General features: G+C 74.1%; 6 protein-coding genes and 1 pseudogene. 2 read left to right on the forward strand and 5 right to left on the reverse strand.

The annotated features are described in order from the left end of the window. Nucleotides 1-87: 87 nt before the first annotated feature. Nucleotides 88-981 (reverse strand): PhzF family phenazine biosynthesis isomerase, encoded by an 894-nt coding sequence (locus tag ABT147_RS20155; RefSeq protein WP_351407906.1) that lies wholly within the window; start codon nucleotides 979-981, stop codon nucleotides 88-90. Nucleotides 982-1,064: 83 nt separating this feature from the next. Between ABT147_RS20155 and ABT147_RS20160 the strand changes: the two genes are divergently transcribed. Both ABT147_RS20160 and ABT147_RS20165 read left to right on the forward strand, forming a co-directional pair. Next, nucleotides 1,065-1,964: a LysR family transcriptional regulator gene (locus tag ABT147_RS20160; protein WP_351407908.1), complete on the forward strand. Its 900-nt coding sequence runs from the start codon at nucleotides 1,065-1,067 to the stop codon at nucleotides 1,962-1,964. Between the two features lie 179 nt (nucleotides 1,965-2,143). Beyond that, a pseudogene (locus ABT147_RS20165) lies at nucleotides 2,144-2,998 on the forward strand (YqjF family protein); the annotation flags it as partial. On the opposite strand, the gene ABT147_RS20170 reads toward ABT147_RS20165, so the two are convergent. The 4 genes from ABT147_RS20170 to rutA form a co-directional block, all read right to left on the reverse strand. Beyond that, on the reverse strand, nucleotides 2,939-16,081 hold the full coding sequence (locus ABT147_RS20170; protein WP_351407911.1) for a non-ribosomal peptide synthetase/type I polyketide synthase: 13,143 nt from the start codon (nucleotides 16,079-16,081) through the stop codon (nucleotides 2,939-2,941). The pseudogene ABT147_RS20165 and the gene ABT147_RS20170 overlap by 60 nt on opposite strands. Nucleotides 16,082-16,214: 133 nt before the next feature. Further along, nucleotides 16,215-16,787: an AMIN-like domain-containing (lipo)protein gene (locus tag ABT147_RS20175; protein ID WP_351407913.1), complete on the reverse strand. Its 573-nt coding sequence runs from the start codon at nucleotides 16,785-16,787 to the stop codon at nucleotides 16,215-16,217. Between the two features lie 88 nt (nucleotides 16,788-16,875). Further along, a complete protein-coding gene (locus ABT147_RS20180; protein ID WP_351407915.1) occupies nucleotides 16,876-17,643 on the reverse strand; it encodes a hypothetical protein in 768 nt (255 codons plus the stop codon). A 118-nt stretch (nucleotides 17,644-17,761) separates the two neighbouring features. After that, nucleotides 17,762-18,916, reverse strand: coding sequence for a pyrimidine utilization protein A (gene rutA / locus ABT147_RS20185; RefSeq protein ID WP_351407918.1), 1,155 nt, complete (start codon nucleotides 18,914-18,916; stop codon nucleotides 17,762-17,764). Nucleotides 18,917-19,075: the final 159 nt, after the last annotated feature.

Genomic DNA, 19,075 nt, shown 5'->3' on the forward strand with positions numbered 1-19,075 from the left:
AGCCGGGTGGCGGCCAGCGGGGTGCCGGGGGCGAGGGCCTCGTCGCCCAGGTAGCAGGCCGGGCGCACACCCCTGGGGCCCTGGGGGCTAGTCGATCGGGACCGCCTGGCCCGTGACCCTGGTGCGGGGGTCCTGGGGGGACACGTCGATCCGCAGGTCGCTGGGGCGGCCCATGTCCTCGCCCTGGCGGATCGTGACGGTGGTCGGGGCGGTGACCAGGCCGAGGGTGCGGAGGTACCCGCCGAAGGCCGCCGCCGCCGCGCCCGTCGCCGGGTCCTCCACGACACCGCCCACGGGGAACGGGTCCCGGGCGTGGAAGTGTCCCGGGGACTCGCGCCACACCAGGTGCACGGTCGTCCAGTCGTGGCGCCGCATCACCTCGGCGAGGCCCTCGAAGTCGTACTCCAGGTCCGCGAGACGGGCACGGGAGCCGGCGGCCAGGACCAGGTGGTCGTTGCCGCCGAAGGCCACGTGCGGCGGGAGGTCCGGGTCCAGGTCGTCGGGGGACCAGCCGAGGGTCTTGAGGGCCGCGTCCAGTTCGGGGGCCGTGGTGGGGCGGGAGCGGGTCGGCACGCTGGTGAGGGTGGCGCGGACCGTGCCGTCGGTGGCGTCGACCGTGGTGGCTACGGGGATCTCGCCCGCGAGGGTGTCGAGGAGGACCTCGCCGGGGCCCAGCCGCTCGGCGAGCGCCACGGCCAGGGCCACGGTCGCGTGCCCGCAGAAGGCCACCTCGGCGAGCGGGCTGAAGTAGCGCACCCGGAACCGTCGCGCGGACTCGTCGGCGGCGGTGACGAAGGCCGTCTCGGAGTAGCCCACCTCGGCGGCGATCGCCAGCATCGTCGCGTCGTCGAGCCCGGCGGCGTCGAGCACCACGCCGGCCGGGTTCCCGCCCGCCGGGTCGTGGGTGAAGGACGAGTAGCGCAGGGTTTCGGGGCGGGGGGTTGTGGGGTGGGGAGTCGTGGGGTGCGGGGTCTCGGTCATGGGTCCACGCTGTCATCGCGGGGCGATCGAGTCCAACGATTGGTTTCGATCCCATCCATCGGCGTACGGCATAGCCTGGGCCGGTGGACACCCGACTGCTGCACACCTTCACCACCCTCGCCCGGACCGGCAGCTTCACCGCCGCCGCGGCCGAGCTGCACCTCGCCCAGTCCACCGTGACCGTCCATATCCGCACCCTGGAACGGGAGTTGGACACCCGGCTCTTCGACCGGCTGCCCACGGGCACCCTGCTCACCGAGTCGGGCCGGCGGTTGCTCGAAGGGGCGGAGGAGGTCCTCGACGCCGTGGCCCGGCTGCGGGCGGGCGGGGGCGGGGGCGACGGGGACGGCGTCGTACGGGGACGGGTGCGGGTCGGCACCCCGGAGTCCCTGTGCGCGACCCGGCTGCCGGGCGTGATCGCGGCCCTGCGCACCCGCCATCCCGAGGTGGACGTCGACCTGCACGCGGCCGGTACGGCGGAGTGCGTCGCGGGGCTGCGGGCCGGGCGACTGGATCTGGCACTGCTGCTGGAGGACGAGGCCGACTTCCCGGATGTGACGACCGAACCGGTCGCGCGCGAGCCGCTCGCCCTCGTGTGTGCGCCCCGCCATCCGCTCGCGACGCGTCCCGGCACGGTCGGCTGGGCGCGGCTGGCCACGGAGACGTTCTTCCTGCTGGAGCAGGGGTGCTCGTACAGCGACGAGTTGGAGCGGCGGCTCCTCGCCGTGCCCGGGGCGAGTCCCCGGCTCACCCGGTTCGGCAGTGTGGACGCGGCGCGGTCGTGTGTCGCCGCCGGGCTGGGGCTGGCGTTGTTGCCGCTGACGACCGTGGAGGATTTTCTGGGGCAGGGGCGGTTGGCGCGGGTTCGGGGGCCGGGCTTCGATGACGTTTCCGTGCGGTTGGCCCGGCATCGGCGACGGTGGGTGGCGCCGGCTGCGGAGGTGTTCGCGCGGGAGCTGGTGGGGCAGTTGGGCGCCCAGTAGCTCGGGGGGTTCTGTGGGTTCGGCGGGTGCGGGTCGGTGGGGGCTGGTCGCGCAGTTCCCCGCGCCCCTGGAGAAGCAGGGGCTGCGCCCCTTGCTTCTCCAGGGCGGAGCCCCGGCTTCTCGGCCGCCCGTCCGACCCGTACCCGATGAGTCCTCCTGGCCCCTGGGACACTGACGCGATGCCGCCGACCGAGCAGCCGCAGTCACAGCAGCCGAAGCCGGAGCCGAAGCCGGGGCAGCCACAGTCACAGGCCGCTGCCCCCAGAAGCCCCCTGAACCCCATAACCGCCGACGCGCCCGAGGCGATCCCGCGCCCCCTGCTCACGCAGTCCTGGCTCGATCTGACCTTTGTGCACTGGGCCGTCGCGCCGGAGGTGGTGGCCGGGCTGCTGCCGGTGGGGACCGTGCCCGACACGTTGGACGGGGTGACGTATGTCGGGCTGGTCGCGTTCCGGATGCACAAGGTGGGGTGGCTGAGGCTGCCGGGTGTGCCGTATCTGGGGAGTTTTCCGGAGACCAATGTGCGGCTCTACTCGGTGGACGGGCACGGGCGGCGCGGGGTCGTCTTCCTTTCGCTCGACGCGTCGCGGCTGCTGCCGGTGGCGGTGGGGCGGATCGGTTTCCGGATGCCGTACCTGTGGTCCCGGATGGACATCGACACCAGGGGTGGTGGGGGCGGTGGCGTGGGTGACCTGGTCACCTACACCAGTTCCCGGCGGTGGCCCGGGCCGCGTGGGGCGCGGAGCCGGATCGTCGTGCGGGCGGGGGAGCGCATCGACGAACCGACCGGTCTCGAACACTTCCTCACCGCGCGCTGGGGCATGCACGGTGCGTTCTTCGGGCGCTCGGTGTTCCTGCCCAACGCCCATCCGCGCTGGCCGTTGCACCGGGCCGAGCTGGTGCGGTGCGAGGAGGACCTCGTGGTCGCGGCGGGGCTCCCGGCACCCGCCGGACCACCGGTCAGCGTCCTGTACTCACCCGGCGTCCCGGCCCGCTTCGGCCGCCCCGCCCGCCCGGCGGGCATCCCCACGCCCTGGCGTGCCGGTGGGCCGGGAGGGTGGCGGGGGCAGGGCGCCCAGGGCCTCCGGCGGGACGGTGTGGTCGAGGAGGTGGAGCGGCGCCGGGCGCACTCCGGCGGCTTCGGCGGCGTCCCAGTGGGCCAGGGCGCGGGGGAGGTCCACCAGACCGTGGATCAGGGGCAGTTCCGTACCCGAGGCGTGGGCGTGGAGGAGGGATTCCAGGCGGCAGGAGGCGAGGGTGCCGGGGAGGTGGAGTGCCAGATGCTGCTGGGGCCGGGGGGTGGCCTGGCCGGGGAGAGCGGTCGGGGCGGTGAAGGCGGTGAGGGCCGTGAGGGCGGCGGTCGGGAGGTCCGGTGACAGGTGGGTCTCGGTGGAGTCCAGGGCCAGCAGACCGCCTCCGACGATCAGTACGTCCTGCTCGCGCCGCATACGGTCCAGGGCCCGCGCGGTGTCGAAACAGTGCGGGAAGGAGTCGTCCACGACGATCGTGCCGGGCCGCAGCCGGTCGACGTCCAGCAGGGTCGTCGGGCCGCCGCTGACCGCCGTGACGATGACATCGGCCGTCCCGTAGACCTCGGCGGGCAGGGTCCGGGTGTCGGACGGCTCGACGACCTGTACGGCCATGGCGGGGTGCTCGGCCGACAGTTCGGTGGCGAGCCGGCGGAGGCGGGGGGCGCTGCCGGGGACGTCGCAGAGCAGGAGCCGGGCCGGGGGGTGGGGGCTGCGGGCCAGGAGCAGACGGAGCGACGATGTGCCGATGGAACCGCAGCCGACGACGGCGAGGGTGAGGTCGGCGAGGTCGCGGCCGGTCGCGTCGAGGGCCGTGCGGACGGTCTTGACCACGGCGACGGTCGTGGCCGCGTGGCCGGTGGTGAGGGTGGCGGTGAGAGGCGTGGGGTGGGGGGCGGGGTGGGGTGTGGCGAGGGCCGTGGCGAGGTCCGTGGTCGTCGCGGAGGCCGCGCGCAGGACGTCGTAGCCGTAGCCGGTGAGGGACGGGATCATGCCGGCCAGCGAGACGCAGCGCGCGCCGAGGGACGCGGCGTGCGCCACGGCCTGTGCGGTGTGGGTGGGGAGGTCGCCGGTGGGGAGCGCGCCGGTCAGCTCATCGGCGAAGAGGGGGAGCGACACGAAGCCCGACCTGCCGAGGGGCGTGGTGATGCTCTCCAGGAGCCTGGCCCGGCCGTCCGGGAAGAGCAGGCCACGCATCGCCTCACGGCTCGGCGCCGCGTCCGGGGGGAGTCCGGCGAAGGCGGCGAGGTGGTGCGGGGCGGGGAGGTAGCCGATGAGGGCGGCGTCGAGGGGTGGGGTGGTGGGGGTGCGTTTCTCGTGCGGTGCCTGTCTCAGCTGTCGGCTCAACTCCCCTGCGAAAGACGCGAGTTCGTCGGGCGTGACGGCGGTCGCCGACGCGCGTGCCGTGATGTGCAGGCCCTCGCCGTTCGGGGTGGGGCGTACGGCGAGGAAGACGTCGGTGCCCAGGGGCGGTGGGGCGAGTTCGGTGTCGGCGTCGTCGGGCCGGAGGGTCAGGGGGGTGTCCGGGGGTGCGCCGAGGGCGGTGAAGTCGAGGAAGGTGAAGAAGAACTGGGCGGTACGGGGGAGGCCTTGGGGCGTACGGAGGTCCAGGGGGCCGGCGGTGCGGGCCGCGGTCGACTCCATGGCGATACGGCGGAGGTCCTCGGCGAAGTCGGGGGGCGCCACGAGTCGGTCTCCGGACTTGGACTCGGACTCGGAGTGGGAGTCGGAGTGGGAGTGGGAGTGGGGCTCGGGGGCAGGGCGTAGGGCCACTGCCTCCGCGAACGGGCCGAAGACTCCGTGTGTGTCCCGGGTGGTCTCGTCCCTGCCGGTGACGGCCAGGCCGAGGACCAGGTCGCGGCGGCCGGTGAGGGTGGTGAGGGCGCGGTAGTACGCGGTGAGGACCGGGGCGTGGAGCGTGGTGCCGGCGGTCCGGGCGAGGCGGCGCAGGGCGTGGGTGCGGTCGGCGTCGAGGGTGAGGGTGGTGGTGTGGAAGGCGGGGGCGCTGCCGCCCGGGTGGGGTGTGCGGAGGACGGGTGGGGTGTAGGGGGTGTGGTGGCGGGCGCGGTACGCCTCGGCCTCCGGGGACGTGGGTTGCTGGGCCCCCGTGGAGCGGTGGAGCGCGTGCTCGCGGAAGGTGGAGCGCGGGGGTTCCAGACCGTGGGGGAGGCCGCGTGCGAAACGGCCGTACACGGTGAGGAGTTCGCGGGTGAGGAGGGCCGCGCTGTAGCCGTCGCCGATGAGGTGGTGGGCGTGGACGAGGAGGACGTGGTCGTCCGGCGCGAGGGTGAACAGGCGGAGGCGGAGCAGGGGCCAGGCCCAGGGCTCGAAGCGGCGGCCCGCCTCCTGCGCGACCCGCTGTTCCAGCAGGTCGGGGTGGGCGAGGGTCTCCGTCTCGACGGGGAGGCGCAGCGAGGCCGGGAGTTCCTGCTGCACGGGTGGGCGGGCGCCCGCCGGGAAGACCGTGCGGAGCATGGGGTGCCGGGCCATGAGGACGTCCACGGCGCGCTGGAACAGGTCCGGGTCCAGGGGGCCTTGGACCCGGAAGCGGGCCAGCCAGGCGGGGTTGGCGACGGGGGTACCGGATGTGCCGGGCGCGCCGGTAGTGCCGGATGCGAGGGCGTCGGCGAGGAGGAAGCCCTGTTGGGAGGGGGTGAGGGGATAGGGGGTGAGGAGGTCTTCGGTGGTCCGGCGGCTCTCGGGTGGAGCGGTGATGGCGGGGGTGGAGGGCGTGGTGGGTGCGGCGGGTGTGGTGTCGATGGCTGTCGCCAGGGCCGTCAGCGTGCGGTGTGTGTAGACGGCGGTCGGGCGGGGGAGGGTCGGGCGTTCGTGGCGTAGGCGGGAGAACAGTTCCAGCACGGTGATGGAGTCGCCGCCGAGCGCGAAGAAGTCGTCCTGGCGGCTGATCTCGGACTCCGGTACGTCCAGCAGCGCGGACCAGGTGCGCGCCAGCAGGAGTTCGGTCGGGGTGGCGGGAGGTGTGTGCGGAGGGCCGCCGGGTGTGTGCGGGGGTTCGGCGGGCGTGGCTTCGAGGGACGTGGCTTCGCCGGGGGGAGCGAGGCGGTTGCGGTCGATCTTGCCCGTGCCGGTCAGGGGGAGGGCCGGAAGGGAGTGGACGCGGGCGGGGAGCATGTACGGGGGGAGGGTGCGGGCGAGGAAGGCGCGCACCTCGCGGGGGTCGAGCGTGTGGGCGGCGTGGGGGGCGAGTTCGCGGTGGTCGCGTTCGCGGGGGTCCGGGGTCGGCGCGCCGGTCCGGGGTTCGACGTACGCCTCCAGCCGTCCGTCGCGCAGCAGTACGGCCGCGCGGCTCACGCTCGGGTGGGTGAGCAGGGCGGCCTCGATCTCGCCGAGTTCCACGCGGTGGCCCCGGACCTTGACCTGGTCGTCGAGCCGGCCCAGGAACTCCAGCACCCCGTCGGCCGTACGGCGGACGCGGTCGCCGCTGCGGTACCAGCGGCGACCGTCCCGTTCGGTGAAGGCGGCGGCCGTGAGGTGGGGGTCGCCGAGGTAGCCGGGGGTGAGACCGGTGCCGGCGATGAGGAGTTCGCCGGGTTCGCCGGGGGCGCGTTCGTGTCCGTCCTCGCCGATCACGGCCAGTTCGGTGCCGGAGATCGGGCGGCCGATGGGGAGGTGGCGTACGTCGTCGGCCGGGCGGGTGTCGATGATGTGGCAGGTGGCGTTGATGGTGGCCTCGGTGGGGCCGTAGAGGTTGGCGATCCGGTGGTGCCCGGTGCCGGGCTTCAGCAGGTCGAACCAGCGGCGGACATGGGCCGCGGGCAGGGCCTCGCCGCCCACGTGGACCCAGCGCAGGGCGGAGAGGTCGGGGGGTGTGCCGTTCTGGCGGGCGGTGCGTTCCTCGGCGGCGGTCAGCAGGCGTTCCCACAGGGTCGGGACCGAGCTCCACACCGTGATCCGGTCCGCCACGACACGGTCGAGCAGGGCCTCGGGGTCGCGCAGCAGATCGCGGGAGAGGGTGTGCACGGTGGCGCCGACCAGCAGCGGGGCCAGCAACTGCCGTACGGAGGCGTCGAAACAGACCGAAGCGGTCTGCGCCAGCCGGTCGCCGGGGCCGTAGCCGAAGGTGGCCAGGGACCAGTCGAGGTAGTTCGTCATCGACCGGTGGGTGATGGGGACGGCCTTGGGGCGGCCCGTCGAGCCGGAGGTGAAGATGACGTAGGCGATGGCTTCGGGGTCGGCATGGGGAACGGCGTAGGGGTCGGTTCCGGGGTCGGTTTCGGGAGCGGTTTCGGGGTCGGTTTCGGGGGCGAGGGTGCCGCTCTCCGGGACGGTCGTCGGTGGGGTGGCGGCCGGTTCGGACACCTGGACCGGGGTGACGCCGTCCAGGCCGGTGGCCGCCTCGTGGGTCGCCCGGTCGCAGACCAGTACGCGCACTCCCGTACGGGACAGCTGATCCCGGTGCCGGGCGGTGGGGTGGGTGGCGTCCAGCGGCACCCAGCCGGCGCCCGCCCGCAGGATGCCGACGACTCCGGTGACCGTGTCCGTGCCGCCGGGTTCGGTGAGGAGTCCGACGAGGTCGCCGGGGCGTACGCCGTGGGCGCGCAGGCGGGTGGCGAGGGTGGCGGAGGCGGTGTCGAGAGCGGCGTAGGTGAGTGTCGTCCGCCGGCCGTCGGTTTCGCCGGTGTCGACGGCGATGGCGTGGGGGGTGGTGCGGAACCGGGTGAGTAGGCGGGGCACGATTCCGTCGTGGGTGACGTGGGGTGTGGCGGGGGGTGCCTCAGGGGTGAGGGGCGCCTCAGGGGGTGGGGGTGTCGTGCTTGGGCGGGTGCGGGTTCGTTGTGGCTGGTCGCGCAGTTCCCCGCGCCCCTGTAGGGCCTTCGGCCCTCCGAGGGGCTGCTCATCTCCCTGTAGGGCAGCGGCGGCGCGGAGTTCCGTGACGTACTCGTCGGCGAGGCGGCGTACCGTCTCGGGGCGGAAGAGCCGGGCCGGGTAGTTCCATGAGAGGCGCAGGGCGGCGTCGGCCTCCCAGCAGAGGAGGCCGAGGCGGGTGGCGGCGGAGGCCGTGGCCGCGGCTGTCGGGGTGACGGTGACCGGCCAGTCGGGGCCGTGGACCACCGGGAAACGGGCGAAGCTGAATCCCGCCTCGGCCGCCGTGCGCGGCGCCGGGCCGGTGGCGGGGCGTACCTCGGACAGCAGTCGGGCGAAGTCGGTGCTGCTCAGGGTCGCGTGGGCCTCGGCCTCGCCCCAGATCCGCCGCAGCCGTTCGGCGAGCGCGGTGACCGGTTCGTCGGGGGTGACGTCCACGAACACCGGCAGGGTGTCGGCCAGCGGACCCACCAGCCGGTCTATGCCCGGGACCGGCAACTCCCGCCGGGCCCGCGCCACATTGACCGCCACGGCCTCGCGTCCGCTCCACCGAGCCAGACAGCGCCCGTACACCGCCAGCAGCAGATGGAACAACGAGACCCCGTGCCGCGCGGCCGTCTCGCGGAGGGCGGTGGTCAGGGCCTCGTCGATGCCGGTGCGGTGGTGGGTGAGGGGTGGGGTGGGGGGTGCCTCGGGGTCGCCGTCGTAGGGGAGGGAGGGGGCGGGGGTGGTGTGCTCGGCCAGGCGGGCGCGCCAGTACCGCTGGTCGTCCGTGTAAGCCGGGGAGCGGCGCTCGGCGGTCAGGGCGGCCGCGTAGTCGGTGAACTCGGCCTGGAGGGTGGGGAGCTGAGGGGGTTCCACGCCGTGTGCCAGGGCCGTGTAGAGCGACCAGAGTTCCTCGGCGAGGAGCTTGAGGCTGAAGCCGTCGGCGGCGGCGTGGTGGACGACCAGGAGCAGGTGGGCGAGGTGGGCGCCGTCGCGGTCGTGTTCGTGGTCGCGGGCTCGGTCGTGGACGAGGACGGCTCGTACGGGGTCCTCTGTCGTCAGGTCGAACGGGCGGTTGCAGAGGGCCTGTTCGAGGTGTTCCAACCTTTCCAGCTGCTGCGGATCGTGCGGTTCCGGGACCTCGTGGACCTCCTGGAACTCGTGGACCTCGTACCAGCGGGGTGGGGTGTCCACGGGCCCGGCGGGGGTCGCGTACTGGCGCGGGCGGGTGCCGTCGTCGCCGGTGAACCGCAGCCGCAGCATGGGGTGGCGGGCGGCGAGGTGGGCGAGTGCGTGGCCGAGGAGGGTGGTGTCGAGGGGGCCGCTGATGGTTTGGCGTACGTAGCCGTAGGCGGTGGTGCCCTCGTGGAGGGTTTCGGTGGTGTGGAAGGCGAGTTGGAGGGGGGTGAGGGGGTGGGGGGCTCCGGCCGAGGTCGTGGGTGGGGCCGGCTGCGTCGCTTGTGACACCGGTGTGTCGGTGGCCAGGTGGGTGGCCAGTTCGCCGATCGTGCGGTGTTCGAAGAGGAGGGTGGCCGGGAGGGGGCGGCCGAGTTCGCGTTCCAGGCGGCGGGCGAGGTCGACGGCGCTGAGGGAGTCCAGGCCGAGGGTGAGGAACGGTTCGTCGGCGCCTATGTCCTGGGGGGAGCGGTGCAGGGCGTCCGCGAGGAGGTGGCGGATGAGGGTGGTGATGTGGGCGGGCGCCTCAGGGCTCGGGAGGGGTTGTTCGCTGGCGGCTGCGGGTGGGTTGTGGCTGGTCGCGCCGTTCCCCGCGCCCCTGGAGGGCCTGCGGCCCTCGACGGGGCGGCCCTCGCTTGGCTCGGGAGCTGTGGCGGTCGTGCCCGTCAGCAGTATGTGTGCCGCGTCCAGGGTGATCGCCGTGTGGAGGCCTGCGAGGGTGGCCTGGGCGGTCATGGGGGCGAGGCCGTGGGGGTGGAGGCGGGTGTGGGGGGTGGCTCCGCTTGTCAGGCCTGTGTCGGTGACGGGGCCCAGGGCGATGGACTGCCAGGGGCGGCCGGCGGCGCGTTGGGCGGTGGCGAAGGCGTCGAGGAAGGAGTTGGCGGCGGCGTAGTCGCCGAGGGCGCCGGCGAGGCCGGGCAGTACGGCGGAGACGGACGAGAAGGCGACGCACACGGCGTTCTCGTGGCCGTGCCGGCGCAGGGCCTCGGCCAGGAGGGTCGTGCCGCGCACCTTCGCGGCGAGTACGGCCTCGATCTCGTCGTCCCGCTTGGCGCGCAGGCTGCCGGGGCTTGCCGTACCCGCCGCGTGGAACACCGCGTCCAGGGGCGGCAGTCCGGCGACGAGTTCGTCGATGTCGGCCGCGTCGGTGATGTCGGCCGCCTGGTAGCGGGCACGGGCGCCGAGGGCCCGCAGGTCGGCGAGCAGGGCGCGGGGCGGGGTGGCCGTACGGCTGGTGAGGACCAGGGTGGGGGTGCCGCGTTCCGCGAGGTCACGGGCGAGCGCGGAGCCGAGGCCGCCCGCGCCGCCGGTGATCAGGTAGGTGCCGTTCAGGGGGAGTGGGGTGGGGGAGGAGGGCGGAGGGGTGGGGGGCACGGCCGTACGGGCGAGTCGGCGGCCCGCCCGCCAGGCGACGGTGCCGGCCGCGCTGGGGGTGGGAGGGGCGACGGTGCCCAACTCCCGTATAAGTGCGTCGAGTTGTGTGTCGAGCGGGTCCTCGGCTGACAGGTCGACGCTCAGGGAGGAGAGCCCCGGGAGTTCCTCGGGGAGGGCCAGGGCGAAACCGTGCAGGAGGGCCTGTGCGGGGCGGGGGCGGGGCGCGGAGTCGTCGTCGCCGGTGCTGTACGCGTTCTCCGTGACGAGCAGCAGGCGGGTGGGGGTCGTGCCGAGCGAGGGCAGCAGCTCGCGGAGGGCGGCGACGGCAACGGTGGTGGCGGTGGTGGTGCGAATCTCCGGCTCCGGCTTCGCCACCGGCGTCGGCTCCAGGTCCGGCTCCGCGCCCGTGGCGTCATCGGCCGCGAACCACAGCACGGCTTCCGCTTCCGCCTGGGCCTCGGACCGGCCCGGCTCCGGCATCGGCCCCAGCACCGTCACTCCGCGCCCGGTGAGCCGGTCGTGGAGGGCCTGGCGGAGCGGTGTGTCGGCGCCGGTCAGGCGTACGACACGGGGCCCGGGGGCGACGGTCAGCGGGGCGTCGTGCCAGAGGAGGGGCCGGGGGGTGGGTATGCCGTCGGACGAGGAGGACGGCGTACGCGGCGCGGATGCCGTACCGGGCGTACCGAGCGTTGTGGGCGTAGTGGGGGCACTGGGCGTACCGGGCGCGGGTGTCCTGTCGAGGCGTTCCGGCCAGTAGTGGGCGCGCTGGAACGGGTACGTGGGGACGGGCACCCGTCGCCGTGTCCCGCTCCGGGCAGGAGCCGTCGGGGACAGCCGGGCCCCGAGGGTCCAGAGCCGGCCCACGGTTTCGAGCAACGCCGCTGCTCCGGAGCCCGACTCCCGGCCGTCCGAGGCGGCGGGCAGCGCGGGCAGGACCGTCACCTCGGACGGTGTGATGCCGGAAGACGACGCGGCGGCCGTCGCGTGGATCGGGGCGGAGAGGGAGGCGCCGGGGCCGAGTTCGACGAACGTGTCGTAGCCCTCGTCGAGGAGCCGGGCGACGGCGGTGCCGAAGCGGACGGGGCGGATCGCGTGGGCGCGCCAGTAGCCGGTGTCGGGGGTGACGTCGGGGTCGGTGCCGGGGGTCAGGTCGGGGTTCCACCGGCCGGTGACGGTGCTCAGCATCGGGACGGTGGCCGGGTGGACGGTCAGGGCCTTCGCCGCGTTGTGGAGGGGGTCGAGGACGGGGTTCAGCATCGGGGAGTGGAAGGCGTGCGAGACCCGGAGGCGGCGGGCGGCCACGCCCCGCGCGGTGAGGGCCGCGACCGCCCGGTCGACGGCCTCCGCCTCGCCCGCCAGCACCACCTGCGTGGGTGAGTTGACGGCGGCCAGGCAGAGCGTGCCCTCGGACTCGGCGATCACGGCGGCGACGGTGTCCTCGTCACCCCGTACGGCCGCCATGGCGCCGGGCGCGACGAGCCCGCCGACCAGACGCCCGCGCTCGGCGGCGAAGCCGACCGCCTCGGCCGGGGTCAGGGCCCCGGCGACACACGCGGCGGTGATCTCGCCGACGCTGTGCCCCACGACCGCGTCCGGCGTCACCCCCCACGCCGCCAACTGCCCGGCCAACGCCACTCCGAACGCCACCAGCAGCGGCTGCGTCACCTCCGTCCGGGCCAGGTCGGCGGGGTCGGCGTCCTCGTCCAGACACCAGGCGGCCAGACCGCGACCGCGAACCGGCCCGGTGAGGGACGAGACCTCGTCCAGCACGTCACGGAACACGGGCGCGGAGTGGTACAACCCCCTTCCGAGACCGGGCCGTTGGGCCCCTTGGCCGGGCAGGACGAACACGGTACGGGGCCGGGCGCGTACGGGCCCGGTCGCCGCGGAACTCACTGAACCCGCGGAACCGGTGGAACCCGCGGAACTCACTGAACCCGTGGAACTCGCAGAACCAGGCCTCCCGCCCGCTTCGAGTTCGAGCCGCTCCGCGAGGCTGCCGTCGCCCCCACGCCCACCCCCACCCCTGCCCTCCGTCACGACGGCCAGCCGGTACGGCCCCTCGTCCCGGGCGGTGTTGACGGTGGCGCAGACGTCGCCCTCGTCCAGTTCGGGGTGGGCCCGCAGATGCGCGGCCAGCTCGGCGGCGGCGACGCGCAGGGCGTCGGCGGTACGGGCGGACAGGGTCAGGAGGTGAGGGCCGTCGGTGGCCGGGGGCGCCCCGGTCGCGTCGGCGCCCCGCGCCCCCGCCGTCCCCCTCGCCTCTCTCGGCGCCTCCTCCAGCACCGCGTGGGCGTTGGTGCCGCCGAAGCCGAAGGAGTTGACGCCGGCGGTGAGGGGGCGCCCCTCCGTGCCGGTCCATTCCTCGTACTCGGTGACCAGACGGAAGCCGGGGGCGGTGTCCGCGAGGAAGGGGGCCGGCGGGGTGGAGCCGGGGGAGGGCGGGAGACGGCGGTGGGAGAGGGCGAGGGCGACCTTGACGAGGGCGGGCATACCGGCCGCGTTGAGGAGGTGCCCGACGTTCGTCTTGACCGAGCCGAGCCGGCGCGGGCCGCCGTCGGCGCGGGGCGGGAACGCCTGCCCGAGGGACCGCGCCTCGACGGGGTCGCCTATCGGCGTACCCGTGCCGTGCGCCTCGACGTAGGACACGTCGGCCGGGTCGACGCCGCACTCCGCGTACGCCCGGGCGATCACCTCGCGCTGTCCGCGCGGGGTGGGGGCGAGGAGGCCGAGCGAGCGGCCGTCGTTGTTCACCGCCGTACCGCGTACGAGGGCGAGGACCGGGTCGTCTGCGGTGCGGGCGTCGTCGAGGCGGGCGAGGACGAGGGCGGCGCCGCCCTCGCCCGGTACGAAGCCGTCCGCGTCGGCGGCGAACGCGCGGCACCGGCCGCTCGGCGACAGGGCGCCCGTGGCGTCGAGGAGGCGGTGGCCGGTCGGGGTCAGGCCCAGGTTGACGCCGCCGACGACCGCGAGGTCGCACTCGCCGGACAGCAGGCTGCGGCGGGCCAGATGCAGGGCGACGAGGGCGGAGGAGCAGGCGGTGTCGACGGCCAGGGCGGGGCCGTTCAGGTCCAGGACCTGGGAGACGCGGGCGGCGATCAGGTTGGGGAGGTTGCCGGTGAGGGCGGCCGGGTGGCGGGCGAGGTCCCCGTCGGCGGCCTCGGCGAGGATCTCGCGGTATCCGCTGTCCCCGGCCGCCGCGAACACCCCGACCCGGCGGCCGGCCCGCCGGGGCCCCGCGTACCCGGCCCGCTCCAGCGCCTCATGGGCCAGCTCCAGAAAGACCCGCGCCTGCGGATCGGTGGCCCGCGCCTCCGAGTCGTCCATCCCGAAGAACCCGGCATCGAACGCCCCGGGCTCGGCCAGCCCGCCGACGGCCCCACCCCCACCGACGAGCAACTCCCAAAACCCCTCAGGAGTCCCAACCCCGGGAAACCGACAGGCGACGGAGAGAACAGCAAGCACACCCGCCCCCTGAGACAGGGCCGCAGGCCCGTCCTCAGGGGCGCGGGGAACTGCGCGACCAGCCACAACGCACCCGCAGTCGCCCTCAGACACCTCCCCCCGAGCTATGAGGCGCCCACCCACACCACCATCCGCACCCACCCCCTGAGACAGGGCCGCAGGCCCGTCTTCAGGGGCGCGGGGAACTGCGCGACCAGCCACAACGCACCCGCAGTCGCCCCCAGCCCGCTCCCCCCGCCCCAATAGGCGCCCCTCCCGCAAAACCCCCCACACATACCCGGCCAACCCCACCACCGTGTCGTGATCCCGCAGAACCCCCGGCTCCACAGTCACCCCGAGCACGTCCTCCAACCCGGCCAGCACAGCCATCGCCTTGAGCGAGGACCCCCCGAGGTCGAAGAACCGCTCCCGAACCCCCACCTCGGCCACGGGCACCCCCAACACCCGCGCCCACACCCCCCGCACCCCCTCCTGAACCTCCCGCAACGACCGGGGAACACCCTCTTCCTCGACGCCAACGCCAACGCCAACGCCGACGCCAACGGCCACCGCACGCGGGACATCCCCCCACCGCTCCTCGACCCCCGCGTACCCCCCGGCCTCGAACCGCCCCCGCAGCACCCCCCGCCGCAGCTTCCCGCTGGTCGTCCGGGCGAAGCCCCCCGGCGGCAACGGCAGCACCCGTACGTCGTCGTGCCCGAGAACCTCCCGCAGCCGCCCCGCGGCGGCCCGCAGCACCGGAGCCGCGACCGAGGGCTCCGGCCGAGCCCACTGCACGAAGGCGACGACCCGCTCACCCCCGTCCTCCGGATCGGTGGACCCCACGACCGCCACGGCCCCCGGCGGCAGCCCCGGCGTCGCGGCGACGGTCTCCTCCAGGTCGGACGCGTGGAACGTACGGCCGTTGACGAACACCACGTCCTTGTGGCGCCCGGTGACACACAGCCGCCCGCCCCGCAGGAACCCGACGTCACCGGTACGCAGCCAGCCGTCACCCCCGAACGCCTCCGCGCTCGCCCCGGGCGCCCGGTGGTACCCCCGCCCCAACTGCGGCCCCCGCACCTCCACATGCCCGACCCGCAGATCCCCCAACAGGCCCCCGGAATCACCGGTGACGCGGACCTCGCACCCCTCCACCGGCCGCCCCAGATCCATCAACTCCACGGCGTGCGGCCCCGGTTCGGTCTCCTCCACCCGCCCCCGGCCGAGCGCGGCCCGGTCCAGGACCAGCGGCACCGCCGTCTCGCCCAGCGGCGGTACGGTCACCGCGAGCGTGGCCTCGGCCAGCCCGTACACCGGCAGCGGGGCGCGCGGGTCCAGCCCCGCCGGAGCCGTGAGGGCCGTGAACTCCCGCCAGACACGCGGAGCGATGGGCTCGGCGCCGACGAGCAGCAGGCGTACGCGGCCGAGGTCGAGGCCGGTGAGCGCGGTGGCCGGGACGCGGCGTACCGCGAGGGCGAGCGCGAAGTTCGCGGCCGAGAGGAGGGTCGCGCGGTGGCGGGCGGCGGCCTCGAACCACAGGGCGGGCCGCTTCGCGAAGGACAGCGGCTCGATCCGTATCTGCTTCAGGCGGGCGGCCATGGGGACGAGATGCGTGCCGATGAGCCCCATGTCGTGGAAGTACGGCATCCAGGTCGCGATCACGTCGTCCTCGGTGATCGCCATCGCGGTACGGATCTGGCGCAGGTTGGCGAGGACACCGGCGTGGGTCAGCTCCACGCCCTTGGGTGCGCCGGTGCTGCCGGAGGAGAACTGGAGGAAGGCGATGTCCTGCGGGTCGGGCTGGGCGAGGTGCCGCAGCGGGCGCCCGCGACGGAGCTCGTCGAGCCTCAACACCCGTACATCACGGGCGAGTTCATGCTCGGGTTCGTCGCTCGCCCCCGTCACCACGGCGGCCGTGGTCTCGTCCACCACGACGGGCGGGCGGCCCAGCAGCTCCCACACCGGGCCGATGCGGCGCGGCTCCGGGGCGAGCGGGACGGGTATCGCCCCGGCCGCCAGCGCGCCCCAGAACATGGGCTGAAAGGCGTCGCCCCGGTCGGCGACCAGCGGCAGCGGGGTGCCCGGTGTCACGCCCGCCGCGAGCAGGCCGCCCGCCACGCGCAGGGCGTCGTCGTGGAGTTCGGCGAAGGTGACCGTGTGCTCGCCGCCGTCCCCCCGGACATGCACGACGGTCTGGCCGGGCGCCTCCCGCACCGCCCCGAGCAGCACATCCAGCAACGTCGACGCCGCCGCGCCGTTCACACCCACCCGTGATCTCTCCACCGTGCGGACCCTACAAGCCGGTCCGCACAGAGCGCCGTCGCCGCCGGATGCCCGTGTGTCCGGGCCCGCCACCGGACGCCCGCCTGATCGGGGCCTGACGCCCGCGTGCCCGGGCCCGCCGTCGGCCCCCCGCCTAAGTCCAGCTGTGGGCCACGTCCACCACCAGCCGGTCGGGCAGTTGCAGCACCCGGAACGGCAGCCGGGCGCGGACGCCGAGGCCGATCTGGGTCTCGCCCTCGAAGCTGCCGGCGAAGCGGGTGTCACGGAAGGTGCGGTAGCCGGAGATGTTCACGCCGGGCAGGGGCTTGCCCACCTTGCCCGGGTAGACGACCCCGCCCGTCTCGGGGTCGTAGCTCGGCGCGGCGACCCGGATCTCGAGGATGGCCCCGCCGGTCACCGGGATGGGGTCGCCGGAGCCGGACTGGTGGAGGCGGTCGACGTACTGGACCCAGTAGCCGAGGCGGTCGCCGCCGCCGGGGACGTCGAGCACGATGCGGTCGAAGCAGTCGTGCCGGCCGGTCCTGATGTCCGACAGCGGCACCGCGCCGCTGTCGGGGCTGCCCTTGACGCCACTGCCCCAGCCCGTGGGACAGGCCGCCGCGGCCCGCGCGGCACCCCCCGGCGCGGCACTCGCGGTGATCGCCGTCGTCGCTATCGCGGTCCCCGCGAGCGCGAGCGCCAGGACCGTCGCTCCGATTCGTCGCATGCCGTCCCCCTTGTTCACACAACGCTTCTGTAGCGCTGGTATCGGATGAGACGACCGCTTATGGCGGAAGGTTGTACTCCGGAGCCGTCTACTTCTGGGCCACGGGCGTCGGTGAGCCGTTGCGGTCCGGGTGGCGGCGGCGGGCCGTGGGGGTGGGGGAGGGGACCTTGTGGAGCAGGGGCGCGGCGGCGGACCTCCCGGGGCCGGACCCGGAGCCGGAGCCGGACCCGGGGCCGGGCGGACGGCTCACGTATTGGCTGTGCAGGCTGTCGTCGATCCGCCAGAGGATGCCCGTCGTCCGGCCCGTCGGCGCCGCCGCGTCGAGTTTGGCGGTGAAGGAGGCCAGCCGGTCGTAGAGGGTCCTGGCGCGGGCCCCGGTGGCGGTGAGCTCCGACCCCGCGGCCTCGCGCAGGGCGTCGAGGACGAGGACCAGGTTGTGGCCGGAGAGCTGCACGTCCTGCATCCCGCCGTCCCCCTTGGTGACCCGGCCCGGCGGCAGATTGGGGTCGGCGGTGAAGTGCGCCGCCCTCGTCGCGGTCGGGCCGACACGGTCGTACGGGTCGCGTGTGCTCTGGGTCCAGCCGGGCTCCCACACGCCGAACGCCGTACGGGCCAGGAAGGTCCAGGTGTCCTCGTGGCAGCGCAGGGTGAGGTACGAGACGCCGGCCGCGCGCTGGAGCGTGCCGTTGTGCTGTTCGAGGGCGACCCGGTTCGCGGCGAGGGCGGCCTGGAGGACCACCCGGTCCTCCTCCCGCCAGCGCCGCTCCTGCTCACCGCGCTGTGCCTTCAGATCCCGTTTGAGCTGCTGGTTCTTCGCGTACTGCTCGACGAACGTCTTGGCCAACGTCTTGAACATGGTGAACATGGCGCCTGCTGGGGTCGGGCCGGACATGCGGGTGTCGCGACATCCTGGTGTCGCAGCGGCCCAACGACGCTCGGCAGATCTTGGTCACGCCGACCGTCCTATTTATGTATCAATGGCCAGGCTTCCCCGCCTCCGGCTTCCCCGCCTCCGGCCGGCCCTCCTCCGGCCGCTCCTGCCCCGGCCGTTCCTGCCCCGACCGCCCCGCCCTCGACCGCATCAGCGGCTGGATGCGCGTGCCGAAGTTCTCCAGGCCGGCCAGGAAGTCGTCGAAGACCAGCATGATCCCCTTGGTGCCGGCGACCTCGGCCACCTCGTCGAGCATCCTCGCGACGCTCTCGTAGGAGCCGACCAGCGTGCCCATGTTGAAGTTGACCGCGCCCTCGGGCAGGACGATCGTGCGGGCGGTGGAGGAGTCGTCGGCCGTGGTGTCCGACGCCGACTCGCCGGCCATGTACGCCAACGCCGCGTGGTCCGCGTGGTCGTGGTAGTCCCGCCACTTCGCCCGCGCGGCCTCGTCCGTCTCGTCGGCGATCACCATGAACAGGGAGAGGGCACCCACATCGCGCCCGGTCCGCTCCGCCGCCTCGACCAGCGTGGCCGTGGAACCGGCGAGGGCGAGCGGGGTGTTGACACCGCTGCCCAGGATGAAGCTGTAGTCGGCGTGCTCGGCGGCGAAACGCATCCCCGTACCGCTCTGGCCGGCGGCGACGATGTCGATGTGGCCGTCCGCCGGGCGCGGGGACAGCACGCAGTCGTCCATCTCGTAGAACTCGCCCTTGAAGTTGCTGACCCCTTCGGTCCACAACTCCCGCATGACGGTGACGTATTCGGCGGCGCGGGCATAGCGGTTGCCGAAGTGCTCCTCGCCCGGCCACAGGCCCATCTGGGAGTACTCGCCGGGCGCCCAGCCGGTGACGATGTTGACGCCGAAGCGCCCGGGGGCGATCGAGTCGACGGTCACCGCCATGCGCGCGACGATCGCCGGGGGCAGCGCGAGGATCGGGGTGGAGGCGTACAGCCTGATGCGTTCGGTGACGGCGGCCAGGCCCGCCATCAGCGTGAACGACTCCAGGTTGTGGTCCCAGAACTCGGTCTCGCCGCCGAAGCCCTTGAGCTTGATCATGGACAGGGCGAAGTCGAGACCGTGCTCCTCGGCCTTCCGCACGATCGCCTTGTTCAGTTCGAAGCTGGGGGCGTACTGCGGCGAACTCTTCGATATGAGCCAGCCGTTGTTGCCGATGGGGATGAATACGCCGATGTCCATGACGCCCATGATCCACGATCCGTCCGTCAACTCGCCCTGGAACATGTGTTGTTGATGTGACGACCGGTTGTCGGGGGCGACATGGGGACGGCACGGGGGAGCCACTGTGGAATTACTGTGGCGGACTGCCTTACGTGTGAGTAGAACGTTAGGGTCAGC

Origin of the sequence: Streptomyces sp. NPDC001868, assembly GCF_040297125.1 — a bacterium.
Lineage (GTDB): Bacteria > Actinomycetota > Actinomycetes > Streptomycetales > Streptomycetaceae > Streptomyces.

Bases quoted from the DNA above. Each gene is read 5' to 3' on its own strand.
- ABT147_RS20155 (WP_351407906.1), bottom strand. From the start codon at position 981: ATGACCGAGACCCCGCACCCCACGACTCCCCACCCCACAACCCCCCGC.
- ABT147_RS20175 (WP_351407913.1), bottom strand. From the start codon at position 16,787: ATGCGACGAATCGGAGCGACGGTCCTGGCGCTCGCGCTCGCGGGGACC.
- ABT147_RS20180 (WP_351407915.1), bottom strand. From the start codon at position 17,643: ATGTTCAAGACGTTGGCCAAGACGTTCGTCGAGCAGTACGCGAAGAAC.
- rutA (WP_351407918.1), bottom strand. From the start codon at position 18,916: ATGGACATCGGCGTATTCATCCCCATCGGCAACAACGGCTGGCTCATA.